This is a genomic window from Chromobacterium aquaticum, from assembly GCF_021129195.1.
Classification (GTDB): Bacteria; Pseudomonadota; Gammaproteobacteria; order Burkholderiales; family Chromobacteriaceae; genus Chromobacterium; species Chromobacterium aquaticum.
Genome location: NZ_JAJOHW010000072.1, coordinates 26,502 through 46,690 on the forward strand (window position 1 = coordinate 26,502; position 20,189 = coordinate 46,690).

The 20,189-nt window shown below is 58.2% G+C and carries 21 protein-coding genes and 1 tRNA gene; 5 read left to right on the forward strand and 17 right to left on the reverse strand.

Annotated elements, in window-relative coordinates; all coding sequences use genetic code 11:
• Positions 1-7: 7 nt before the first annotated feature.
• Together LQT98_RS11525 and LQT98_RS11530 are read right to left on the reverse strand one after the other, a co-directional pair.
• On the reverse strand, positions 8-385 hold the full coding sequence (locus LQT98_RS11525; RefSeq protein WP_048409536.1) for a ComEA family DNA-binding protein: 378 nt from the start codon (positions 383-385) through the stop codon (positions 8-10).
• Between the two features lie 36 nt (positions 386-421).
• Positions 422-1,243 carry a cytochrome C assembly family protein gene (locus LQT98_RS11530; protein ID WP_048409535.1) on the reverse strand — a complete coding sequence of 274 codons (822 nt, stop codon included), beginning with the start codon at positions 1,241-1,243 and terminating at the stop codon, positions 422-424.
• Positions 1,244-1,350: 107 nt separating this feature from the next.
• On the opposite strand from LQT98_RS11530, the gene ffh reads away from it, so the two are divergent.
• The 3 genes from ffh (at position 1,351) to purB (ending at position 5,086) form a co-directional block, all read left to right on the forward strand.
• Positions 1,351-2,706: a signal recognition particle protein gene (gene ffh / locus LQT98_RS11535; protein ID WP_048409534.1), complete on the forward strand. Its 1,356-nt coding sequence runs from the start codon at positions 1,351-1,353 to the stop codon at positions 2,704-2,706.
• 49 nt (positions 2,707-2,755) lie between these two features.
• Entirely contained in the window at positions 2,756-3,652 is an 897-nt protein-coding gene (locus LQT98_RS11540) for an ATP-grasp domain-containing protein (RefSeq protein WP_048409533.1), read from the forward strand.
• 63 nt (positions 3,653-3,715) lie between these two features.
• The gene (purB, locus tag LQT98_RS11545) at positions 3,716-5,086 is read left to right on the forward strand and encodes an adenylosuccinate lyase (protein ID WP_048409532.1); all 1,371 of its coding nucleotides are present in this window, start codon (positions 3,716-3,718) and stop codon (positions 5,084-5,086) included.
• Between the two features lie 143 nt (positions 5,087-5,229).
• On the opposite strand, the gene LQT98_RS11550 is transcribed toward purB, so the two are convergent.
• The 6 genes from LQT98_RS11550 to LQT98_RS11575 form a co-directional block, all read right to left on the reverse strand.
• Positions 5,230-5,306, reverse strand: a tRNA-Met gene (locus LQT98_RS11550).
• Positions 5,307-5,370: 64 nt separating this feature from the next.
• Positions 5,371-6,192: an undecaprenyl-diphosphate phosphatase gene (locus LQT98_RS11555; RefSeq protein WP_048409676.1), complete on the reverse strand. Its 822-nt coding sequence runs from the start codon at positions 6,190-6,192 to the stop codon at positions 5,371-5,373.
• Positions 6,193-6,271: 79 nt separating this feature from the next.
• Positions 6,272-6,883 carry a thiol:disulfide interchange protein DsbA/DsbL gene (locus LQT98_RS11560; protein ID WP_231462448.1) on the reverse strand — a complete coding sequence of 204 codons (612 nt, stop codon included), beginning with the start codon at positions 6,881-6,883 and terminating at the stop codon, positions 6,272-6,274.
• Between the two features lie 27 nt (positions 6,884-6,910).
• The gene (locus LQT98_RS11565; protein WP_231462449.1) at positions 6,911-7,552 is read right to left on the reverse strand and encodes an SPOR domain-containing protein; all 642 of its coding nucleotides are present in this window, start codon (positions 7,550-7,552) and stop codon (positions 6,911-6,913) included.
• Between the two features lie 148 nt (positions 7,553-7,700).
• Positions 7,701-9,209, reverse strand: coding sequence for a YifB family Mg chelatase-like AAA ATPase (locus LQT98_RS11570; RefSeq protein ID WP_231462450.1), 1,509 nt, complete (start codon positions 9,207-9,209; stop codon positions 7,701-7,703).
• 5 nt (positions 9,210-9,214) lie between these two features.
• A complete protein-coding gene (locus tag LQT98_RS11575) occupies positions 9,215-9,502 on the reverse strand; it encodes an accessory factor UbiK family protein (RefSeq protein WP_048409528.1) in 288 nt (95 codons plus the stop codon).
• 300 nt (positions 9,503-9,802) lie between these two features.
• On the opposite strand from LQT98_RS11575, the gene glnK reads away from it, so the two are divergent.
• Together glnK and LQT98_RS11585 are read left to right on the forward strand one after the other, a co-directional pair.
• Complete coding sequence (glnK, locus tag LQT98_RS11580; RefSeq protein WP_231462451.1) at positions 9,803-10,141, forward strand: P-II family nitrogen regulator; 339 nt, start codon at positions 9,803-9,805, stop codon at positions 10,139-10,141.
• A 27-nt stretch (positions 10,142-10,168) separates the two neighbouring features.
• Positions 10,169-11,485: an ammonium transporter gene (locus LQT98_RS11585; protein WP_378124046.1), complete on the forward strand. Its 1,317-nt coding sequence runs from the start codon at positions 10,169-10,171 to the stop codon at positions 11,483-11,485.
• A gap of 370 nt (positions 11,486-11,855) precedes the next feature.
• Here the strand turns inward: LQT98_RS11585 and LQT98_RS11590 are convergent, their stop codons facing one another.
• The 9 genes from LQT98_RS11590 to LQT98_RS11630 all read right to left on the reverse strand — a co-directional run bounded on the left by LQT98_RS11590 (position 11,856) and on the right by LQT98_RS11630 (position 19,993).
• Positions 11,856-12,296: a ClpXP protease specificity-enhancing factor gene (locus LQT98_RS11590; RefSeq protein ID WP_048409525.1), complete on the reverse strand. Its 441-nt coding sequence runs from the start codon at positions 12,294-12,296 to the stop codon at positions 11,856-11,858.
• A 9-nt stretch (positions 12,297-12,305) separates the two neighbouring features.
• Positions 12,306-12,908 carry a glutathione S-transferase N-terminal domain-containing protein gene (locus tag LQT98_RS11595; protein WP_048409524.1) on the reverse strand — a complete coding sequence of 201 codons (603 nt, stop codon included), beginning with the start codon at positions 12,906-12,908 and terminating at the stop codon, positions 12,306-12,308.
• A gap of 150 nt (positions 12,909-13,058) precedes the next feature.
• A complete protein-coding gene (locus LQT98_RS11600; RefSeq protein ID WP_048409523.1) occupies positions 13,059-13,823 on the reverse strand; it encodes a cytochrome c1 in 765 nt (254 codons plus the stop codon).
• Positions 13,824-13,839: 16 nt separating this feature from the next.
• Positions 13,840-15,177 (reverse strand): cytochrome b, encoded by a 1,338-nt coding sequence (locus LQT98_RS11605; RefSeq protein ID WP_048409522.1) that lies wholly within the window; start codon positions 15,175-15,177, stop codon positions 13,840-13,842.
• 14 nt (positions 15,178-15,191) lie between these two features.
• Positions 15,192-15,776 carry a ubiquinol-cytochrome c reductase iron-sulfur subunit gene (gene petA, locus LQT98_RS11610; protein ID WP_048409521.1) on the reverse strand — a complete coding sequence of 195 codons (585 nt, stop codon included), beginning with the start codon at positions 15,774-15,776 and terminating at the stop codon, positions 15,192-15,194.
• Positions 15,777-15,890: 114 nt separating this feature from the next.
• On the reverse strand, positions 15,891-16,637 hold the full coding sequence (locus LQT98_RS11615) for a Nif3-like dinuclear metal center hexameric protein (RefSeq protein WP_231462452.1): 747 nt from the start codon (positions 16,635-16,637) through the stop codon (positions 15,891-15,893).
• 121 nt (positions 16,638-16,758) lie between these two features.
• Complete coding sequence (groL, locus tag LQT98_RS11620; protein WP_048409519.1) at positions 16,759-18,399, reverse strand: chaperonin GroEL; 1,641 nt, start codon at positions 18,397-18,399, stop codon at positions 16,759-16,761.
• Positions 18,400-18,448: 49 nt separating this feature from the next.
• On the reverse strand, positions 18,449-18,736 hold the full coding sequence (gene groES, locus LQT98_RS11625) for a co-chaperone GroES (protein ID WP_048409518.1): 288 nt from the start codon (positions 18,734-18,736) through the stop codon (positions 18,449-18,451).
• Positions 18,737-18,889: 153 nt separating this feature from the next.
• On the reverse strand, positions 18,890-19,993 hold the full coding sequence (locus LQT98_RS11630; RefSeq protein WP_231462453.1) for an MraY family glycosyltransferase: 1,104 nt from the start codon (positions 19,991-19,993) through the stop codon (positions 18,890-18,892).
• Positions 19,994-20,189 lie beyond the last annotated feature (196 nt).

Sequence of the window (20,189 nt, forward strand, 5' to 3'; positions counted from 1 at the left end):
AAATGGCTCAGGACTTCTTCTTGGCCGCCGGCTTGGAGGCTTCTTTCTTTGCTGTGGCCGGCTTGGCCGCAGCCGGTTTGGCCGCAGGAGCCGCCGCGGGCTTGGCCGCCGCTTTCGGCGCCGCACTGGAAGCGCCGCTAATCGCGATCTCGCTGCGCAACTTTTCCAGGGTCTTATCGCCGATGCCGCTGACGTTCTTCAAATCATCGACGCTCTTGAACGGCCCATTCTTGGCGCGATAATCCACAATCGCCTTGGCTTTGACCGGACCTATGCCTTTCAGTGCTTCCAGTTCCTGCTGACTGGCGGTATTGATGTTGACCGCGGCGAAAGCGGTACTGCAAATCAACATCAGGGCGGCAAACAGGGCAAACAGTTTTTTCATCATCGATCTCCTTGTATGAGGCAAGACTCGGCAACCTCAACTGCGTTGCAGGATCAATTCTATGACGACCTTGCTACCGATGTAAGCCAGCGCCAAGGACAGGAAACCGGCCAAAGTCCAACGAATCGCCACTCGGCCGCGCCAGCCTTGCAGTTTGCGGCCGATCAGCAAGCCGCCGAACAGCAGCCAGGACACGACGGCAAAAACCGTTTTGTGCGTCAGCGCCGCCGCATGACCAAGCACTTCTTCGGAAAACACCACCCCCGTCAGCAGGGACACCGTCAGTAGCAGGAAGCCGACGCCAATGACCTGGAACATCATTTTTTCCAAGGACAGCAAGGGCGGCAGCTGCTTGACCAGCGGCGATGCCCGCTTATCGTGCAAGGCCTTTTCCAGAAACAACATCAGAATGGCGATCAAGGCGCCGATGGCGAACAGGCTGTAGGCGAACAAGGACACCAGAATATGCAGCACGAAGGCGGGGTTGCTCAGGTCTTGCACCACATGCTGACCAGGAAACAACAAGGCGAAGCCCAGCGCGGCCATGGCCAGCGGCATCATGAACAGCTGCAAGCCCTCAACTCGATAAAAGAAGCTGCAAGTCCAGTAGATCAACAACATGATCCACACCATCACCGATAGGGCGCGCCCCACTCCCAGAGAAAGCAACGGCCCCTGGGTCAGCGGCATCAGCACGGCGATAGCTTGCAGCAGCAGCAGCACGCCCAATAGGCTGTGCTCCAGCCGCGGCTTGCGCGGCCAGCAGGCCAGGCCACGCCAATTGGCGAAGTAGTGCCAGGTGAAAACCCCGTAAGAGAGGATCAGCGCAATAGAAAGTGCGAGCAGGAAGCTGGTCATGGCAGGTGTTTTATCAAAACCGGGTGCAGCCCGGCGGCTCGTGGTAAAATCAATGGTTTGAGAGTCTACACCAACCGGCAAGCCGTTGGCAGAAGTAAGGACGCACCATGCTAGACAACCTGACCAGCCGCCTGTCCGGCGTGATGAAAAATCTGCGCGGCAATGCGCGCTTGACCGAAGCCAATATCCAGGACGCGATGCGCGAAGTGCGCATGGCCTTGCTGGAGGCCGACGTCGCCCTGCCCGTGGTTCGCACCTTTATCGCACAGGTAAAGGAACGCGCGCTAGGCCAAGACGTGGTCGGCAGCCTGACCCCGGGCCAAGCCCTAGTGGGCGTGGTCAATGAAGAATTGACCAAATTGATGGGCGACAAGAACGACGCCCTGAACCTGGCTGCAGTGCCGCCAGCCATTGTGCTGATGGCCGGCCTGCAGGGCGCGGGTAAAACCACCACCGTGGGCAAGCTCGCCAAGCTGCTGAAAGAAACCCAGAAGAAAAAGGTGCTGGTCGTCTCCGCCGACGTCTACCGCCCCGCCGCGATCGAGCAGCTCAAATTGCTGGCCGAACAGGTCGGCGTCGAGTGGTTCCCGTCTTCCGGCGAACAGAATCCGATCGACATCGCCCGCGCGGCGGTGGATCACGCCAAGCGCCACTTCTTCGACGTGCTGATGGTGGACACCGCCGGCCGCCTGGCCATCGACGAAGCGATGATGGCCGAGATCAAGGCGCTGCACGCGGCGCTGAATCCGGTGGAAACCCTGTTCGTCGTTGACGCGATGCAGGGCCAGGACGCCGTCAATACCGCCCAGGCCTTCAATGAAGCCTTGCCGCTGACTGGTGTCATCCTGACCAAGATGGATGGCGATTCCCGCGGCGGCGCGGCGCTGTCGGTGCGCCACATCACTGGCAAGCCAATCAAATTCATCGGCGTCGGCGAAAAAGTGTCCGGCCTCGAACCCTTCCATCCGGACCGGATCGCCAGCCGCATCCTGGGCATGGGCGATGTGCTGTCGCTGATCGAGGAAGTGCAAAAAGGCATCGATCACGACGAGGCCGCCGCCATGGCCAAGAAGTTGAAGTCCGGCAAGGGCTTCGACCTCGAGGATTTCAAGGCGCAGATGCAGCAAATGAAGAAAATGGGCGGCATGAGCAATCTGCTGGAAAAAATGCCGGGCCAACTGGGCCAGATGGCCAAGGGCGTACAGGGCGCGGAGGCGGAGAAAGCCATGCGTCGCATCGAAGGCATCATCAACTCGATGACGCCGCAGGAGCGCCACAAGCCCGAGCTGCTCAAAGCCAGCCGCAAGCGCCGCATCGCCGCCGGCGCCGGGGTCACGGTGCAGGAAGTCAACAAGCTGCTGAACCAATTCGAGCAGACGCAGAAAATGATGAAGCAGTTCTCCTCCAAGGGAGGCATGATGAAGATGCTTCGCGGCATGAAGGGCATGATGCCCGGCATGTAAGCTAAAACGGGTGCCCAGCACCCGTTTTTCTTGATGTAAAAGGATTTCGATGTCGCTCGATGTTGCCGTTCTGACCGATTCGCGCCTGTTGCAGCCGGACGATGAAGACTGGTACCGCAAGCAGGTCCACCTGGAAGACGAAATGGTGTTGGCGGCACTGCAACGCCAGGGTCTGCGCGCGAGCCGCCTGGCCTGGGACGACCCGGACATGTCCTGGTCGGACACCCGCAGCGCGCTATTTCGCAGCACTTGGGATTACTTCGAGCGCTTGCCGGCGTTTTGTGCCTGGCTGGAGCGCGGAGCCGAGCAAACCCGGCTGTTCAACGATATTTCGCTGATACGCTGGAATTTGGACAAGCGTTACCTGTCCGAACTGCAACAAAACGCTGTCCATACCGTAGACACGCACTACATTGAGAAAGGCGCGCCGCAGACACTGCGCCGGCAACTCGATGCCCAGGGCTGGAATGACGCGATCCTGAAGCCGGCCGTTTCCGGTGCCGCGCGGCACACCTACCGCGTCGATCTTGCCGCGGCCGAATCGCTGGAGTGCGTGTACGCCGAGTTGATCCAACAAGAAGCCATGCTGCTGCAACCGATGCAGCGCAATGTGCTGACTCGCGGCGAGTTGTCGCTGATCGTCATCGATGGCCGCTTCAGTCACGCGATCCGCAAAACACCAAAGGCGGGCGATTTCCGCGTGCAGGACGACCATGGTGGCCAGGTTGCCGCGCATCAGGCCTGCGCTCAGGAAATCGCTTTCGCGGAAGCCGCGGTGCGCGCCGTGCCCTTTGATGTGCTCTATGCGCGCGTCGACGTGATTTACGACAACCATGAACGCCTGGCGATCATGGAACTGGAAATGATTGAACCGGAGCTGTTTTTCCGCTTTCGGCCGCAAGCGGCCGATGAATTGGCCGCGGCGCTCGCGCGCCGCTTGAGCTGAACTAGCCGATTTTGTACTGCAACCCGCCAGAACACCGGCAACCCACGTTTGGAACTACCCAGCATGAACCTGACCACGCTGACCGCCCTAAGCCCCCTGGATGGCCGCTATGCCGGCCAAGTCGAGGCCCTGCGCAATCTGTTTTCCGAATACGGCCTGATGAAGTTCCGCATCAAGGTGGAACTGGAATGGCTGAAAATGCTGGCTGCCGAACCAGGCATAGAAGAAGTACCCGCCTTCTCCGAAGCGACGATCCGCGAGATTGACGATGTGATCGCCAACTTCACAGTGCAGCACGGCGAGGAAGTCAAAGCCATCGAGGCGCGCACCAACCATGACGTCAAGGCCATCGAGTACTGGCTGAAAGAACGCCTGTCCGGCAACCCGGAAGTGATGGCCGCCAGCGAGTTCATCCACTTCGCCTGCACTTCCGAGGACATCAACAATCTGTCGCACGCGCTGATGCTGAAAACCGCGCGCAACACCGTGGCCCTGCCCGCCATCGATGAGGTCATCCACAAGCTGCAGAAACTGGCGCATGAGCTGGCCGACACCGCGATGATGTGCCGCACCCATGGCCAGCCGGCCACGCCATCCACCATGGGCAAGGAATTGGCCAATGCGGTATACCGCCTGAAGCGCCAACGCGAGCAACTGGTGCACCAGGAAATCCTCGGCAAAATCAACGGCGCGGTGGGCAATTACAATGCGCACCTGGTCGCCTATCCGTCCATAGACTGGGAAAGCCTCTGTGGCCGCTTCGTCACCGGCCTGGGCTTGACCTTCAATCCCTACACCATTCAGATCGAGCCGCACGACTACATGGCCGAGCTGTACCAGGTCCTGGGACGGGTCAACACCATCCTAATCGACCTGAACCGCGACATCTGGGGCTATATCTCGCTGGGTTATTTCAAGCAGAAAGTGAAAAAAGACGAAGTCGGCAGCTCCACCATGCCGCACAAGGTCAACCCCATCGATTTCGAGAACGCGGAAGGCAACTTTGGCATGGCCAACGCCATCCTAGGCCACCTGGCGGAGAAGCTGCCGGTATCGCGCTGGCAGCGCGACCTGACTGATTCCACGGTGCTGCGCAATATGGGCGTGGGCTTCGGCTATACCCTGCTGGGCCTGAAGGCCTGCCTGAAAGGCCTGAACAAGCTGGAAATCAATCAGCAAGCAATCGCCACCGAGTTGGACAACAGCTGGGAACTGCTGGCCGAACCGGTGCAGACCGTGATGCGCCGTCATGGCGTGCCCAATCCGTATGAGCAGTTGAAAGAACTGACTCGCGGCAAGGGCGGCATCACCCGCGAAACCCTGCATGCCTTCATCAAGAACCTGGAGCTGCCGGAAACGGAAAAAGCCCGTCTGCTGGAGTTAACTCCCTCAGCTTATATCGGCAAGGCCGCGGAGCTGGCCAAACGTATTTGAGCACCTTGGCTCGAGCATAAAAAAACCGCCGTCACCCGGCGGTTTTTTTTATTTGCTATCCACAATCAACCTTTGCTCGAACAGCTAGCAAAACTGCGACAACAAAAAACCCAGCTTTCAAAAGAAAGCTGGGTTCTTGAATTTGGTTGCGGGGGCAGGATTTGAACCTACGACCTTCGGGTTATGAGCCCGACGAGCTACCAGACTGCTCCACCCCGCGTCAGAGAGGTTGCATATTAAACGTAGGCCGCCCTGCTGTCAAGATATTTTTATATCAAGCCAGTTCATGCACTCCAATTCACCAAACCCAGCTGCCAGGTGGCCAGGATCACCAAGCCAAAGACAATGCGATACCAGGCGAATACATTGAAATTATGGCTGGACACATAGCGGATCAAACCGCGCACCGCGAAGAAAGCGCTGATGAAAGCGGCGATGAAGCCTACGCCTATCACCGGTACATCGGTGGCGGTGAATTGGTGCCAGTGCTTGTACACGTCGTAGAAAGTCGCCGCGAACATGGTCGGCACAGCCAGGAAAAAGGAAAACTCGGTGGCCACCTTGCGATCCAGGCCAAACAGCATGCCGCCGATAATGGTGGAGCCCGAGCGCGAAGTACCCGGCACCATGGCAAACACCTGGGCGATGCCGACCTTCAGCGCGTCCTGCCAGCTCATATCGTCAACGCTGATCACCCGCGGCACTCGTTGCCGACGCTCAACCAGCAGGATGATCACGCCGCCAACCACCAAGGCCAGCGCCACCGTCACCGGGTTGAACAAGTAATGCTTGATCGCCTTGATCGCGAAGAAGCCTATGACCGCTGCCGGCAAAAAAGCCACCAGCAGATTGCTGATGAAGCGCAGCGATTGCGCATCTCGCTGCAAAGCGCCTTGCGCCACACCGAGAAAGCGCTGGCGATATTCCCAAACCACGGCCAGGATCGCCCCCAGCTGAATCACAACTTCAAATACATCGGCATTGTTCTGGAAATCGATCAGATCCCCCACCACGATCAAATGACCGGTGCTGGAAATCGGGAAAAACTCCGTCAGCCCCTCGACGATGCCCAACAATAAGGCCTTGGCCAGCAACATCACATCCATATCCATCCCCCATCAAGAATTAAGACGCACAAAAGGCAGCCACGGGGCTGCCTTCTTCACAAACCATTATGGTCGATTATTATTTTTTCTCGGCTCGGGCCTTGGCCACCAGCTCATTGATCACCTGTACCATGCGCTCCGGCGCCACCGGCTTCACCACATACTTGCCGTTGACGATGACGGTGGGCGTGCCCTGAATCGCATAGTCCCGGGTCATCTTGGTGGCCCTGGCCACCTGCGCATTCACGCCGAAGGACTTGTAAGCCTGCATCACATTGGCGGCATTAACGCCCGGCTGCTGTTTCAGCCAACCATTGAACACCGCTTCATCCGACAGATTGACGCGCGACTTCACCACAGCTTCAAAAGCGGGCCGGTGCAGTTTGTCATAGGTGCCGGAGCTCTTGAAGGCGGCAAACATGCGCACAAAGCCTTCCATCGACTTCTGCCATACGATCTGCTCCTTAGTGAAACTCACATCGGCCGGCTTGCTCTTCTCCCAGGCGCTCATCGCCGGCTCAAGGTCCAGGCAATGGATGCAGTGATAGGAGAAAAACTCGATCACTTCCACTTTCTTGGGATCGGCCACCGGCTGCGGTGTCGCCAGCATGGTGTAATCCTTGCCCAGTTCAATCGCAGCGTTCGCCAGGCCGCTGAACAGCATCAAAGAAAGCAATAACCACTTTTTCATTCTCGATTTTCCTAATAGAGGAAGAGTTTATTCCGCCTTGACGACTGTTGCGCCAATACCGTCCTGCTTCAACTGGGCCTTCACCCTATCGACCTCGTCCTGACGGCTGTATGGCCCCACCCGAACCCGGTGCACCAAGCCCTTCTCCGGCACGGTTACCGACTGGATCTTGGCCTCCACGCCCAGCAAGGCCAGTTTCGCCTTGAGGTTATCGGCCTCGTCCTGGTTCTGGAAGGAGCCCAGTTGCAAGTAAACCTTTTTGGCAGCCGGCGGGTTGGAAGGTTCCGTCGCCTTGCCATTCTTGCCCGGCACCGCATCCACCTGCCCTGGCAGTATCTTGTAGAAGTCGAAACGCTGCTCATCCTTGCCCGCATCCTTGGCTGCTGGCGCGGCCGGCTTGACCGGCACCTCGGCCGGCATCGGCGGCGGAGCCGTCGGCTCCTGGGCCGGCTTGACCGCCGGAGCCGGCGTGACCGCGGTTTCCGAGGCGGCATCGGCAATGCGCGTGCCGGGCGCCAGCAACTCGGTAGGCGGCGCGGAAGCGCCTGCGGTCTTGCGGTCCAGTTTTTCCAGGTTGCTGAATGGGGTGGAGGATTTATTCAGATACATGGCGAGGCCAACCGCGACGGCGACGCCGACAATCAGCCCGATGACGATGCCAGCCACCATGCCGCCGCCTCCGCTTTTGGCGCCGGATGACCGGCTGCGGGAACTACGGGAGGAATTTTTTAAATCTCGATTTGCCATGCACCACTTACGCTTTTAGCTAATCAAATAGTTGGTAAAACTATCTGGATTGATCAATTCTTTATTTATTCTAGCCATTGGGCATTGCCGCGCGCCGCAATTGGATCGCTTGCAATACATGCTCCCGCATGACCATAGCCTGACCTTGCAGATCGGCAATGGTTCTGGAAACCCGAAGTATCCGATGATAAGCGCGCGCCGACAAGCCGATCTTGTCCAAAGCTTCGCGCAATAATGCCAATGCGTCGGCCTGAAAGTCTCCGTAGCTCTCCAATTCCACGCCGCTGAGTTCGGCATTCGCCTTGCCTTGCCGCGCCAATTGCCGCCGATACGCGCATTCCACCCGCTCCCGGACGCGTTCGCTACTCTCGCCGGCGCTCCCCGCCACCAATTCATCAGCCGGCAAGGGCGGCACCTCGATATGCAAATCAATGCGATCCAGCAAAGGACCCGAGATTTTACCCCGATAGCGTCCGACCTGCTCGGGAGTGCAGCGGCATTTTCCGCTGAAATGCCCAAGATAGCCACATGGGCAGGGGTTCATCGCCGCAATCAATTGAAACCGCGCCGGGAAGCTGGCCTGGCGCGCCGCGCGTGAAATATGGATGACACCGGCCTCCAGCGGTTCGCGCAAAACCTCCAGCACTTTGCGATCGAATTCGGGCAACTCGTCCAGAAACAATACCCCATGATGCGCCAAGCTGATTTCCCCTGGCCTCGGATCGCTGCCGCCGCCCACCAGGGCCACGGCGGAAGCGGTGTGGTGCGGAGAGCGAAAGGGCCGAACGCCCCAGCTGTCCAAGGTAAAGCCTCCCGTGGTCAGGGAGCGTACCGCCGCGCTCTCCAAAGCTTCATCATCCGGCATCTCTGGCAAGATACCGGGCAAACGCGCGGCCAACATCGACTTGCCGGTACCGGGCGGCCCCATCAGCAATAGGCTGTGGCGCCCTGCCGCCGCCACTTCCAAGGCATGGCGCGCCAATGGCTGCCCCTTGATGTCACGCAGATCTGGATAACTTGGCCTAGCCTCGGCATCGCCCGGCCCAGGGCGGCATGGCGGCAAGGACTGCAAACCATTGAGAAAGGCGCAGGCCTCAAGCAGAGTGTCCACGCCATACAAGGACATGCCCTCCAGCACCGCGGCTTCCTTGGCGCTGGCCTGCGGCAAGATAAAGGCGCGGCCGGCGGCCCGCGTCTTGCAAGCCATGGCCAAGGCGCCGCGCACCGGTCGCAATGCGCCGGTCAATGCCAGTTCGCCGGCTATTTCGTATTCGGACAGCGTGGCGCAACGCACCTGACCGCTCGCCACCAGAATGCCGATGGCGATGGGCAGGTCGAAGCGGCCTGAATCCTTGGGCAGATCGGCAGGCGCCAGATTGACAGTGATGCGCCGAGCGGGAAACTCGAAACCAGAGGTCAGGATTGCCGCGCGCACTCGCTCACGGCTTTCCTTGACCTCCAAATCCGGCAGGCCGACGATGGTGAATGCGGGCAAGCCGTTGGCCAGGTGCACTTCCACGGCCACTTCGGGCGCGTCCAGGCCGGACAAGGCCCGGCTTGCCACCACGGCCAGCGCCATGAGACTCAGGAGTGGCCTAGCTCGGATTGGGCCTCGGTCTTGGCCGCGGCTTCATCCGGAAAGACCTGCGCTTCCAGACGCGCCAATTGACGTTCCAGCTGCGCCAGTTTCTCGCGGGTGCGCGCCAACACCTCCTGTTGCACGTCAAACTCCTCCCGCGTCACCAGATCCATCTTGGAAAAAGTGGAAGCCATCATCGCCTTGACGTTCTTCTCGATGTCCTTGGCCGGACTGGCGGCGATGGTCTCGCTGATCTTGTTGCCGATTTCTTCGAACAGTTTCTGGCTCAGCATGCTGCGGCTCCTTGATGTGGATAAGTGATAACAGCGCAGAGTGTAGCAAAAAGCCCAAGCCGCCACCTGCTGGAACGCGCGGCGCGCTTGCCTTCGCCACTGTAGCACCAAATCAGTGCGCCACCGCCTCACCGCGTGCACAGTAAAAGTGCCAAAACGGCCAGTACAGGCCGTTTTTGCATTGCAACATGATTCCAGGGTTTTCTTTTGCGCCAAGCAGGCCTGGCACGATTCATGCGTATTGGTGGTTCAGCAGCGCTCAACCCAAGACACCGGATCATCCGACCCTAAGGAGCAGTCATGAAACTCGTTTCTGCCATCATCAAACCCTTCAAGCTCGATGAAGTCCGCGAGGCCCTGTCCGCCATCGGCGTACAAGGGGTCACCGTCACCGAGGTCAAAGGCTTCGGTCGCCAGAAAGGACACACCGAACTCTACCGCGGCGCGGAATACGTGGTGGACTTCCTGCCCAAGGTCAAACTGGAGATCGCCATCGACGACTCCTTGCTCGACCAGGTGGTGGAGGCCATAGAGAAATCCGCCCGCACCGGCAAGATCGGCGACGGCAAGATCTTCGTCTACGAACTGGAGCAGGTCGTGCGCATCCGCACCGGCGAAACCGGCGCGGACGCGGTCTGAACCAATCATTAGCAGACAGGGGAAACGATAATGAAAAAACTGCTCGCAATCACTCTGCTCGCCGGCGGTTGCCTGGCGGCTCCGTTGGCGTTCGCCGCCGCTCCGGCCGGTCCGGCCATCGCCGACGCCAAAAGCATCAATGCCGGCGACACCGCCTGGATGCTGATCTCCACCGCGCTGGTGCTGTTCATGACCATTCCCGGCCTCGCCCTGTTCTATGGCGGCATGGTGCGCAAGAAGAACGTGCTGGCCACCTTGATGCAAAGCTTCGCCATCACCGCACTGATCACGGTGTTGTGGGTCGTCATCGGCTACAGTCTGGCCTTCACCGTTGGCTCCCCCTATCTGGGCGACCTGAGCCGCGTGATGCTGGACGGCATGGTCTATCTCAAGGATGCCGGCAAACTGGCGGTGCATCCGCTGGCCGCCACCATCCCGGAATCGGTGTTCATGACCTTCCAGATGACCTTCGCCATCATCACGCCGGCGCTGATCACCGGCGCTTTCGCCGAGCGGATGAAGTTTTCCGCCATGCTGGCCTTCATGGCGCTGTGGTCATTGCTGGTTTATGTGCCGGTGGCGCACTGGGTCTGGGCGCCAGGAGGCTGGATGGCGGATAAAGGCGTGCTCGATTTCGCAGGCGGCACCGTGGTTCACATCAACGCCGGTATCGCCGGCCTGGTGACCGCCTTGGTGCTGGGCAAGCGCGTCGGCTTCGGCAAGGAAGCGATGCCACCGCACAACCTGGTCTTGACCCTGGTGGGCGCATCCATGCTGTGGGTGGGCTGGTTCGGCTTCAATGCAGGCTCCGCCGGCGCCGCGGATGGCCGCGCCGGCATGGCGATGGTCACCACCCAGCTTGCCACCGCCGCCGCCGCGCTGGCCTGGATGTTCGCCGAGTGGATCACCAAGAAAAAACCCTCGGTGCTCGGCATCGCCTCTGGCGCGGTAGCCGGCCTGGTTGCCATCACTCCGGCGGCCGGCTTCGTCGACGTCAAAGGCGCGCTGATCATTGGCATTGCCGCGGGTGTTGTCTGCTTCTGGGGCGCTACCGGCCTCAAGCATATGCTGGGCTATGACGATTCGCTGGACGCCTTTGGCGTGCACGGCATCGGCGGCATCTTGGGTGCCTTGCTGACCGGTGTGCTGGCGGTAAAAGAAATTGGCGGCGCCGATGGCAGCCTGGCCGCCCAGGCCTTGGGCGTAGGCGTTACCGCGGTGTACTGCGCCATCGTCACCTTCATCCTGTTGAAGCTGATCAATGCGGTGATAGGGCTGCGCGTGGCTGAAGACGAGGAGCGCGAAGGCCTGGACCTTATCCTCCATGGCGAGCGCGTCGAATAAATCAGGCTTTCTTGTTGTGCTAAGGGACTTGGGGCGCCGCTGGCGCCCTTTTTTTCGAGCGGTTAACAAAGCCCTGATGCTGCATTGCGCCGACTTGCCGTACTCGAGTACAAGTTGCGTCGGCGCGCCTTGCCTCAGCCGTGAAACTGATAATATTAGCTGCTCCAAGAACCTGTTTACGATCTGCTGCGCGTCGTCGAGCGTTACACGGTGAATACGTCTTCGAAATACTCATGTACCGTATGTACACTCCGCTTTCTCAGCCGTTTTCGCCTTGTCTCGCCCTAGCTCGCGAAATCGTAAACAGATTCTTAGCACCATATAAAAAAAGCCGACCTGGGTAGGCCGGCTTTCGATGCTTGGATAGGCGTTATTTGACGATGCGCAGGCTGGGACGACCGCTGGGCTTGGCCGGCGCTTCCGCGGCCGGCGTCTCGTCCTGCTTGGCTTCTTCATCGGCGGCAACCGGCTTCAGCGCCGGTGCGGCGGCCTCCTCGGCCCCCAGTTCCACTTCGAAGCCCATGCCTTCGCCGGTCTCCCGGGCGAAAATAGACATTACATTGCCGATAGGCACCCAGATATCGCGGGACACACCACCAAAACGAGCGGAAAACGACAGCCACTCGTTATCGATGCGCAGATTCTTGGTGGCCGACAAGCCGATGTTCAGCACGATCTCGTTGTTCTTCACGTACTCGCGCGGCACATCGGCGCGCTCATTGACCCATACCACCACATAGGGCGTGAAGCCGTTGTCGCCACACCATTCATGCAGCGCGCGGATCATGTAGGGCTTGGTGCTGGAGCTCATTGGCAGTCCTTATTTGCGCATGGCCTTTTCGGACGGCGTCAGCGAATCGATGAAGGACTGACGCTGGAAGATACGCTCGGCGTACTTCAGGATAGGCGCCGAATTCTTGCCCAGATCGATATTGTAATGCTCAAGACGCCACATCAGCGGCGCGATCGCCACGTCAATCATAGAGAAATCATCGCCCAGCATGAACTTCTGCTTGGAGAAAATCGGCGCTATCGTGGTCAGACCGTCGCGGATCGCTTCACGCGCCTTGCTGGCTTCCTTGCCGGTGGCTCCAGCCTCCAGCGCCTTGACGTGAATGAACAGCTCGTTCTCGAAGCGGTACAGGAACAAACGGGCGCGCGCGCGCATCACCGGATCCGCCGGCATCAGCTGCGGGTGCGGGAAGCGCTCGTCGATGTACTCGTTGATGATATTGGATTCGTGCAGGATCAAATCACGCTCGACCAATACCGGCACCTCATTGTAGGGATTCATCACCGCCAGATCTTCCGGCTTGTTATGGATATCCACATCAATGATTTCGAAATCCATTCCCTTTTCAAAAAGCACGATGCGACAACGCTGGCTGAACGGGCAGGTAATTCCGGAGTAAAGAGTCATCATGGCAGGAGGAAATCCTTAACTAACAATGGGTTGATTCAGCTGAGCATTCTAGCACTTTCCGCCTGCCAATTTCCAGCACAGTTACATAAGGCCATGATTAAAAAGAAAAAAGGCGGAATTCTCCGCCTTTTTCACAAACCCGAATCGGGCTTAATGCACGTCGCGCCAGTACTCTTTCTTCAAGAAATACGCCAACGGCAACAGCAGCAGCGACAAGAACATCAACACGACATAACCGATCTGCTGGCGCTTCACCTGAGCCGGCTCGCCGATATAGACCAGGAAGTTGGTCAGGTCCGCCATGCGCTTGTCGAACTCCACGGTGTTGGCCTTGCCGTTCTCAAGCTTGGTCAAGGAGCCGGCCTTGATCAGCTCCAGCTTGTGCTCCTCATGGCCTTCCGCGTTCTTCTCGGTCTTCAGCACCTGCTCGCCCTGCCATTCCCAGAAGATGTGCGGCATGCCCACCTTGTCGAACACGGCGTTATTCCAACCGGTCGGACGGCTGGGATCGCGGTAGAAGCCGCGCAGATAGCCGTACAGATAATCGGCGCCGCGCGAACGAGCGATCAGCGACAGATCCGGCGGCGTAGCGCCGAACCAGGCCTGGGCATCCTTCTTGTTCATCGCCACATTCATCTGCTCGCCGATCTTGGTGCCTTCCGGCAATAGATTGGCCTTGATCTGCTCTTCAGTCAGACCGATATCGGTCAGGCGGTTATAACGCATCGCACTGGCCGAGTGGCAGGACAGACAATAGTTGGTGAAGATCTGTGCGCCGCGCTGCAGGCTTTCCGTATCCTGGATATCGATCGGCGCCTTGGGCAACTTGGGCCCTTCACCGGCGGCAAGAGCCGTGCCGGCAAACGGCAGAGCCAGCACCATGGCCGCGATCAGGTGGCGGATTTTGCTTTTCATGAGTCCTTTCCCCTTCTTACACGTTCATGGCGAATACGGTTGCGGCCACCACAGTCACCGCCACCAGCACGGCGAACTGGATCTTGCGCTTGGTATTGGTCTCGGTCACCCGCGTCGGCACCGGGATACTGCCCACATCGTTCTTGGTGTAGAACGGCATGCCCAGGAAGAAGGCGAAGTAGACGAACGAGAGCACCTGTGCGATCACGGTGCGGGCATTGGTGGACGGCAAGGCGCCCAAAATGCCCAGGCCGATGAAGGCCACGATGAACAGGACCAGCATGAACTTGAACTTGGGACCGCGATAACGGATGGATTTCACCGGCGAGCGATCCAGCCACGGCAGGAAGGCGATCAGCACCACCGCCGCGCCCATTGCCAAGACGCCCCATACCTGGGTACCCAGGAAGGACGGGATGGCGCGCAAGATGGCGTAGAACGGGGTGAAGTACCATACCGGCGCGATATGCGGCGGTGTCTTCAGCGGATCAGCCTGGTCAAAGTTCGGATGCTCCAGGAAGTAACCGCCCATCTCCGGCATGAAGAAGACGATGGCGGAGAACACGATCAGGAACACCACCACGCCCAGGATATCCTTGACGGTGTAGTAAGGATGGAACGGAATGCCGTCCAGCGGAATGCCCTTCTCATCCTTCAACTTCTTGATTTCGACGCCGTCCGGGTTATTGGAACCGACTTCATGCAGCGCGATCAGGTGGGCAACCACCAATGCCAGCAGCACCAGCGGCACCGCGATCACATGCAGCGCGAAGAAGCGGTTCAGCGTGGCGTCAGACACCACGTAGTCGCCACGGATCCACACCGACAGGTCCGGACCGATCACCGGGATGGAGCCGAACAGATTGACGATCACCTGCGCGCCCCAGAACGACATCTGTCCCCATGGCAGCAGATAGCCCATGAAGGCCTCGGCCATCAGACACAGGAAGATCAGCGTGCCGAACACCCACACCAGTTCACGCGGCTGCTTGTAGGAGCCGTAGATCAGGCCGCGGAACATGTGCAGATACACCACCACGAAGAACATCGACGCGCCGGTGGAGTGCATGTAGCGGATGATCCAGCCGCCGGCCACATCGCGCATGATGTATTCGACCGAGGCGAAGGCAACCGGGATGCCGGCACCATTCAAGGTGCCGTCCGGCTTGTAGTTCATGGTCAGGAAAATACCGGTGACGATCTGAATCACCAGCACCAGCATGGCCAGCGAACCGAAGAAATACCAGAAGTTGAAGTTCTTCGGCGCGTAATACTCGGTGACGTGCTCCTTGAGCATCGACGACAGCGGGAAGCGTTCGTCCACCCAATTGAGCAGTTTTTGTCCTTTAGTCATGTAGCCCCCTCAGCTTATTTGTCTTCGCCAATCAGCAGGCGGGTGTCGGACAGATATTTGTGCGGCGGAATTTCCAGGTTCTTAGGTGCCGGCACGCCTTTGTAGACGCGCGCGGCCAGGTCGAACTTGGAACCATGACACGGGCAATAGAAGCCACCCAGCCAGTCCGGGCCCAAATCAGCGGGCGCGATATCCGGACGGTGGGTCGGCGAACAGCCCAAGTGGGTGCAAATACCGACAGCCACCAGCAACTCGGGTTTGATCGAGCGATGCTCGTTCTGGCAGTAAGCCGGCTGCTGCTCCATCTCGGACTTGGGATCGACCAGCTTGTCATCCAGCTTGGGTAGATTTTTCAACTGCTCCGGCGTGCGGTTCAACACCCACACCGGCTTGCCGCGCCACTCAACGTTGATTTTCTGGCCCGGCTCGATCTTGCCGATATCCACTTCGACGGGAGCGCCAGCGGCCTTTGCCCTCTCGGACGGGAAGAAACTCATCAGAAACGGCGTCGCCACTCCGGCCACCGCCACACCACCAACAGCGCTGGTTGCAACCGTCAGAAAGCGACGGCGCCCCGTATCGACTTGTTGTTCACTCATTACAGTCATCCTCAAACGTGGAAACCGAGCCCAAAACTGCCTGATTTTACCCGATTCCGAGTAGGGACTTGAAGCATCTATGCAAATAAATTGCCCGCAGCCCCATCCTGCCCCCTAAACCGGGTTGGAAATATCGACAAATTCGACACTTATGCCATGGAGCTGGGCCAGATGTTCGCCCAAAGCCTTGACGCCAAACCGCTCGGTGGCGTGGTGACCCGCCGCGATAAACGCAACATCACACTCCATTGCCATATGATGATTTTGCTCCGAGGCCTCGCCGGAGATGAAAGCATCCACCCCCAACGCAATCGCCTCGGCAAAGAAACCCTGCGCGCCGCCGGTGCACCAGGCCACACGCGAAACCTTCTTATCACCACGTCCCAGCAACAAGGCATCCCGGCCCAGGCGCGCGGAGACATGAGTGGCAAAGTCCGCTGCGCTGCCGGCGGCCGGCCACTCCCCATGCCACAACAAACCCTGCTCGCCGTCCTGACCTCGGGCCTCCAGCTCCAGCACCTTGCCCAACATCGCGTTATTGCCAAACTCCAGGTGGCCATCCAGCGGCAAGTGGTAGGCCAGCAGACTCAAATCCTGCTGCAGCAAGGTTTTCACACGCTGGCGTTTCATGCCGCAGATACGCGCGTCCTCGCCTTTCCAGAAATAACCATGATGCACCAACAGCGCATCGGCACCGCGCGCCACCGCGGCATCGATCAAGGCTTGCGAGGCGGTGACGCCCGTCACCACTCGCTTCACCTCCCGCCGCCCCTCCACCTGCAGGCCGTTGGGTGCGTAGTCCTTGTAGCGCCACGGCTCCAGAATCGCATCCAGGCTACTCTGCAATGCCAGCAAATCCATTGCGTACTCCTTAATTTAATATATGCCCCAGCCTTATTTTGCCAGAAGCCGACACCTAAACCGCGCATATAAAGAAAAACCCCGCTTGCGCGGGGTTTCTCAATGCGGACTTGGCGTCAGCTTACATCATGCCGCCCATGCCACCCATGCCGCCCATATCCGGCATGCCGGCCGCCGGCTTGTCTTCCGGCAGTTCAGCGATCATGCAGTCGGTGGTCAGCATCAGGCCAGCTACCGAAGCAGCGTGCTGCAGAGCAGAGCGGGTCACCTTGGCCGGATCCAGCACGCCCATTTCCAGCATATCGCCGTACTCGCCGCTGGCGGCGTTGTAACCGAAGTTGCCCTTGCCTTCCAGCACCTTGTTCACCACGACCGACGGCTCTTCACCGGCGTTCTTGACGATCTGGCGCAGCGGGGCTTCAATCGCCTTCAGCACGATCTTGAGACCAGCGTCCTGATCCGCATTGTCGGTTTTCAGGGTGTCCAGGGTGGAGCGTGCACGCAGCAGCGCTACGCCGCCGCCGGCCACAACGCCTTCTTCCACAGCCGCGCGAGTAGCGTGCAGCGCGTCTTCAACGCGAGCCTTCTTCTCTTTCATTTCCACTTCAGTGGCTGCGCCAACCTTGATCACAGCAACACCGCCGGCCAGCTTGGCCACGCGCTCTTGCAGCTTCTCACGGTCGTAATCGGAAGTGGCTTCTTCCATCTGCTTGCGGATCTCGCCCACGCGGGACTGGATCTCAGCGGCTTGACCGGCGCCATCGATGATGGTGGTGTTTTCCTTGCCCACTTCAACGCGCTTGGCTTGGCCCAGCATTTCCAGCGAGGCTTTTTCCAGAGTCAGGCCCACTTCTTCGGCAATCACGGTGCCGCCGGTCAGGATGGCGATATCCTGCAGCATGGCCTTGCGACGATCGCCAAAGCCCGGGGCTTTAACGGCAACCACTTTCAGAATGCCGCGGATGGTGTTGACCACCAGAGTCGCCAACGCTTCGCCTTCAACGTCTTCGGCGATGATCAGCAGCGGACGGCCGGACTTGGCCACTTGCTCCAGAACCGGCAGCAGGTCGCGGATGTTGGAGATTTTCTTGTCGAACAGCAGGATGAAGGGATTGTCCAGAGCGGCAATCTGCTTGTCCTGGTTGTTGATGAAGTACGGGGACAGGTAGCCGCGGTCGAACTGCATGCCTTCAACCACGTCCAGCTCGTTGTTCAGGCTCTTGCCGTCTTCAACGGTGATCACGCCTTCCTTGCCCACTTTTTCCATCGCATTGGCGATGATGTCGCCGATGTCGGAATCGGAGTTGGCGGAAATGGAGCCAACCTGAGCGATTTCCTTGGTGGTGGCGCACGGCTTGGCGATCTTGGCGATCTCACCCACCAGCGAGGCAACGGCCTTGTCGATGCCACGCTTCAGATCCATCGGGTTCATGCCGGCGGCAACGTACTTCATGCCTTCCAGTACGATGGCTTGAGCCAGCACGGTGGCGGTGGTGGTGCCGTCGCCGGCCACGTCGGAAGTCTTAGAAGCAACTTCTTTCACCATTTGCGCGCCCATGTTCTCGAACTTGTCTTTCAGTTCGATTTCCTTGGCGACGGATACGCCATCCTTGGTGATGGTCGGCGCGCCGAAGGAGCGATCCAGCACGACATTGCGGCCTTTCGGGCCCAGAGTCACTTTAACGGCATCAGCCAGGATGTTGACGCCGGTTACCATCTTGGCGCGAGCGGAATCACCGAATTTTACGTCTTTAGCAGCCATTCTTTAAATCTCCAGAATTCTGTGTAGGGAAGTTCAGATGCGGGTCGGATTACTCAACGATGCCCATTACATCTTCCTCGCGCATCACGAGGACTTCATCGCCATCAACCTTGACGGTCTGGCCGGAGTACTTGCCGAAGATGACCTTGTCGCCAACCTTCAGCTCCAGCGCACGACGCTCGCCGTTTTCCAAGATCTTGCCGTTGCCTACGGCCAACACCTGGCCCATGTCCGGCTTCTCAGCGGCTGCGCCCGGCAGAACGATGCCGGAAGCGGTTTTTTCTTCAGCCTCGAGGCGCTTGATAACAACACGGTCGTGCAAAGGACGAATTGCCATGGATCTCTCCTGTTACAGTGGCTGTTGAGAGTTGAAACCTGTTTGAGTTGAGGCGAGTGTTAGCACTCACCCGCTACGAGTGCTAATGATAGGGACGAGCGGGAGGGTTTTCAAGAGCTTGCCGTAGCAATTTTCGACAGGCCCAAGCACGCGTCAGGGTCGAGCGGACTTGCGCAACAACATCCAGTGCGGGGTACGGAAACGAACAATCATACGGTATAGATAGATGTAACTGGCGATGAAAACTAATACAAAACCGATGAGCACAGGCGTGTTGTTCCAAAACAGCATAGCCGGCACTACGGAGAAGGAGGACAAAGCCCACAGATAGGGGGACGTCAAACTATTACGCTGGGTCAGATGCGCAGCATCCTTGGAACCAACCATCCACAGCACAACACGCTTATAAATGACCTGATGCAGGTGCAAAGCATCTGGGTAACCAATAGCTCGCCGCTGTAGAAACTTTCTACGGTACATAGAAAAGACTGTCTCAAATACAGGGTAAATCACGCACAGTAGTGGAAACCAAGGTGACACTTCAGCATGGCGCTGCACCAACAGGACGGAAATTTCTCCAATCATGAACCCAACGAGATAAGCGCCACCATCTCCGGCAAAAATCAAACCTCTTGGAAAGTTCCAGAATAGAAAGCCCGCAACGGCCCCAATCATTGCAAAGCAAAGCCCCATTAACTCAACATCTTGCACTTTAAATGCTACGTAGGCCATAGCAAGAAAAATAAATACTGCAACCACCCCAGACAATCCATTGTAACCGTCAATGATATTCACTGCATGTGCAACCCCTCCAACAGCGACAACGGTTAACAATAGTGAAATCGGCCACCATTGTTGCAACAGCAGGTCCACCCCTGGGATATCCACTCTAGAAAGGCCTGCTTTGATCAAGAAAAACGCAATCACTCCCGCCACAAAAGTAGCTAAAAGCCTAGGCCATGGTCCTACCTTCTTAGTAATATCTTCAATCAGACCAGCACCAAAAGCCGGAACTGACGATAGTAGCAACAAAACCGGAAGCAAAGAGCCCGTCAAATACTTCAAGAGAAAACACCCTGCACAGAGGCCTGCCATAACAGGAACTCCTCCGACTCTTGGAACGGGCTTGGCATGAAATTTTTGTACACCAGTCAAATCATGATCGGCAGAGAACTGCTCATGCAGGTGAGAGTAGTGTATTAAAAGAGCCCCTAAAAACAAAGCAACAACTGTCGAAAATAACAATATTAATAGCATACAAATGCCCAAAAATTTTAGGAGAAATCCAAAACTAAGCCACGCCCGCAGATGACAAACACATTTTCATGCAAGCCTGACAGCCCTATGAGCCAAAATCATTCACGACCCTCCCTTGGAACATCGAAACATCCCCATAGCAATCACTCACGAAGACAGAAGCATGCTTTGACCACAATTTACTTGTACTACACGC

Coding starts and splice junctions, on each gene's coding strand:
- LQT98_RS11525 (WP_048409536.1), bottom strand. CDS start 385: ATGAAAAAACTGTTTGCCCTGTTTGCCGCCCTGATGTTGATTTGCAGT.
- LQT98_RS11530 (WP_048409535.1), bottom strand. CDS start 1,243: ATGACCAGCTTCCTGCTCGCACTTTCTATTGCGCTGATCCTCTCTTAC.
- ffh (WP_048409534.1), top strand. CDS start 1,351: ATGCTAGACAACCTGACCAGCCGCCTGTCCGGCGTGATGAAAAATCTG.
- LQT98_RS11540 (WP_048409533.1), top strand. CDS start 2,756: ATGTCGCTCGATGTTGCCGTTCTGACCGATTCGCGCCTGTTGCAGCCG.
- purB (WP_048409532.1), top strand. CDS start 3,716: ATGAACCTGACCACGCTGACCGCCCTAAGCCCCCTGGATGGCCGCTAT.
- LQT98_RS11555 (WP_048409676.1), bottom strand. CDS start 6,192: ATGGATGTGATGTTGCTGGCCAAGGCCTTATTGTTGGGCATCGTCGAG.
- LQT98_RS11560 (WP_231462448.1), bottom strand. CDS start 6,883: ATGAAAAAGTGGTTATTGCTTTCTTTGATGCTGTTCAGCGGCCTGGCG.
- LQT98_RS11565 (WP_231462449.1), bottom strand. CDS start 7,552: ATGGTGGCTGGCATCGTCATCGGGCTGATTGTCGGCGTCGCCGTCGCG.
- LQT98_RS11570 (WP_231462450.1), bottom strand. CDS start 9,209: ATGGCGCTGGCCGTGGTGGCAAGCCGGGCCTTGTCCGGCCTGGACGCG.
- LQT98_RS11575 (WP_048409528.1), bottom strand. CDS start 9,502: ATGCTGAGCCAGAAACTGTTCGAAGAAATCGGCAACAAGATCAGCGAG.
- glnK (WP_231462451.1), top strand. CDS start 9,803: ATGAAACTCGTTTCTGCCATCATCAAACCCTTCAAGCTCGATGAAGTC.
- LQT98_RS11590 (WP_048409525.1), bottom strand. CDS start 12,296: ATGAGCTCCAGCACCAAGCCCTACATGATCCGCGCGCTGCATGAATGG.
- LQT98_RS11595 (WP_048409524.1), bottom strand. CDS start 12,908: ATGATGACTCTTTACTCCGGAATTACCTGCCCGTTCAGCCAGCGTTGT.
- LQT98_RS11600 (WP_048409523.1), bottom strand. CDS start 13,823: ATGAAAAGCAAAATCCGCCACCTGATCGCGGCCATGGTGCTGGCTCTG.
- LQT98_RS11605 (WP_048409522.1), bottom strand. CDS start 15,177: ATGACTAAAGGACAAAAACTGCTCAATTGGGTGGACGAACGCTTCCCG.
- petA (WP_048409521.1), bottom strand. CDS start 15,776: ATGAGTGAACAACAAGTCGATACGGGGCGCCGTCGCTTTCTGACGGTT.
- LQT98_RS11615 (WP_231462452.1), bottom strand. CDS start 16,637: ATGGATTTGCTGGCATTGCAGAGTAGCCTGGATGCGATTCTGGAGCCG.
- groL (WP_048409519.1), bottom strand. CDS start 18,399: ATGGCTGCTAAAGACGTAAAATTCGGTGATTCCGCTCGCGCCAAGATG.
- groES (WP_048409518.1), bottom strand. CDS start 18,736: ATGGCAATTCGTCCTTTGCACGACCGTGTTGTTATCAAGCGCCTCGAG.
- LQT98_RS11630 (WP_231462453.1), bottom strand. CDS start 19,993: ATGCTATTAATATTGTTATTTTCGACAGTTGTTGCTTTGTTTTTAGGG.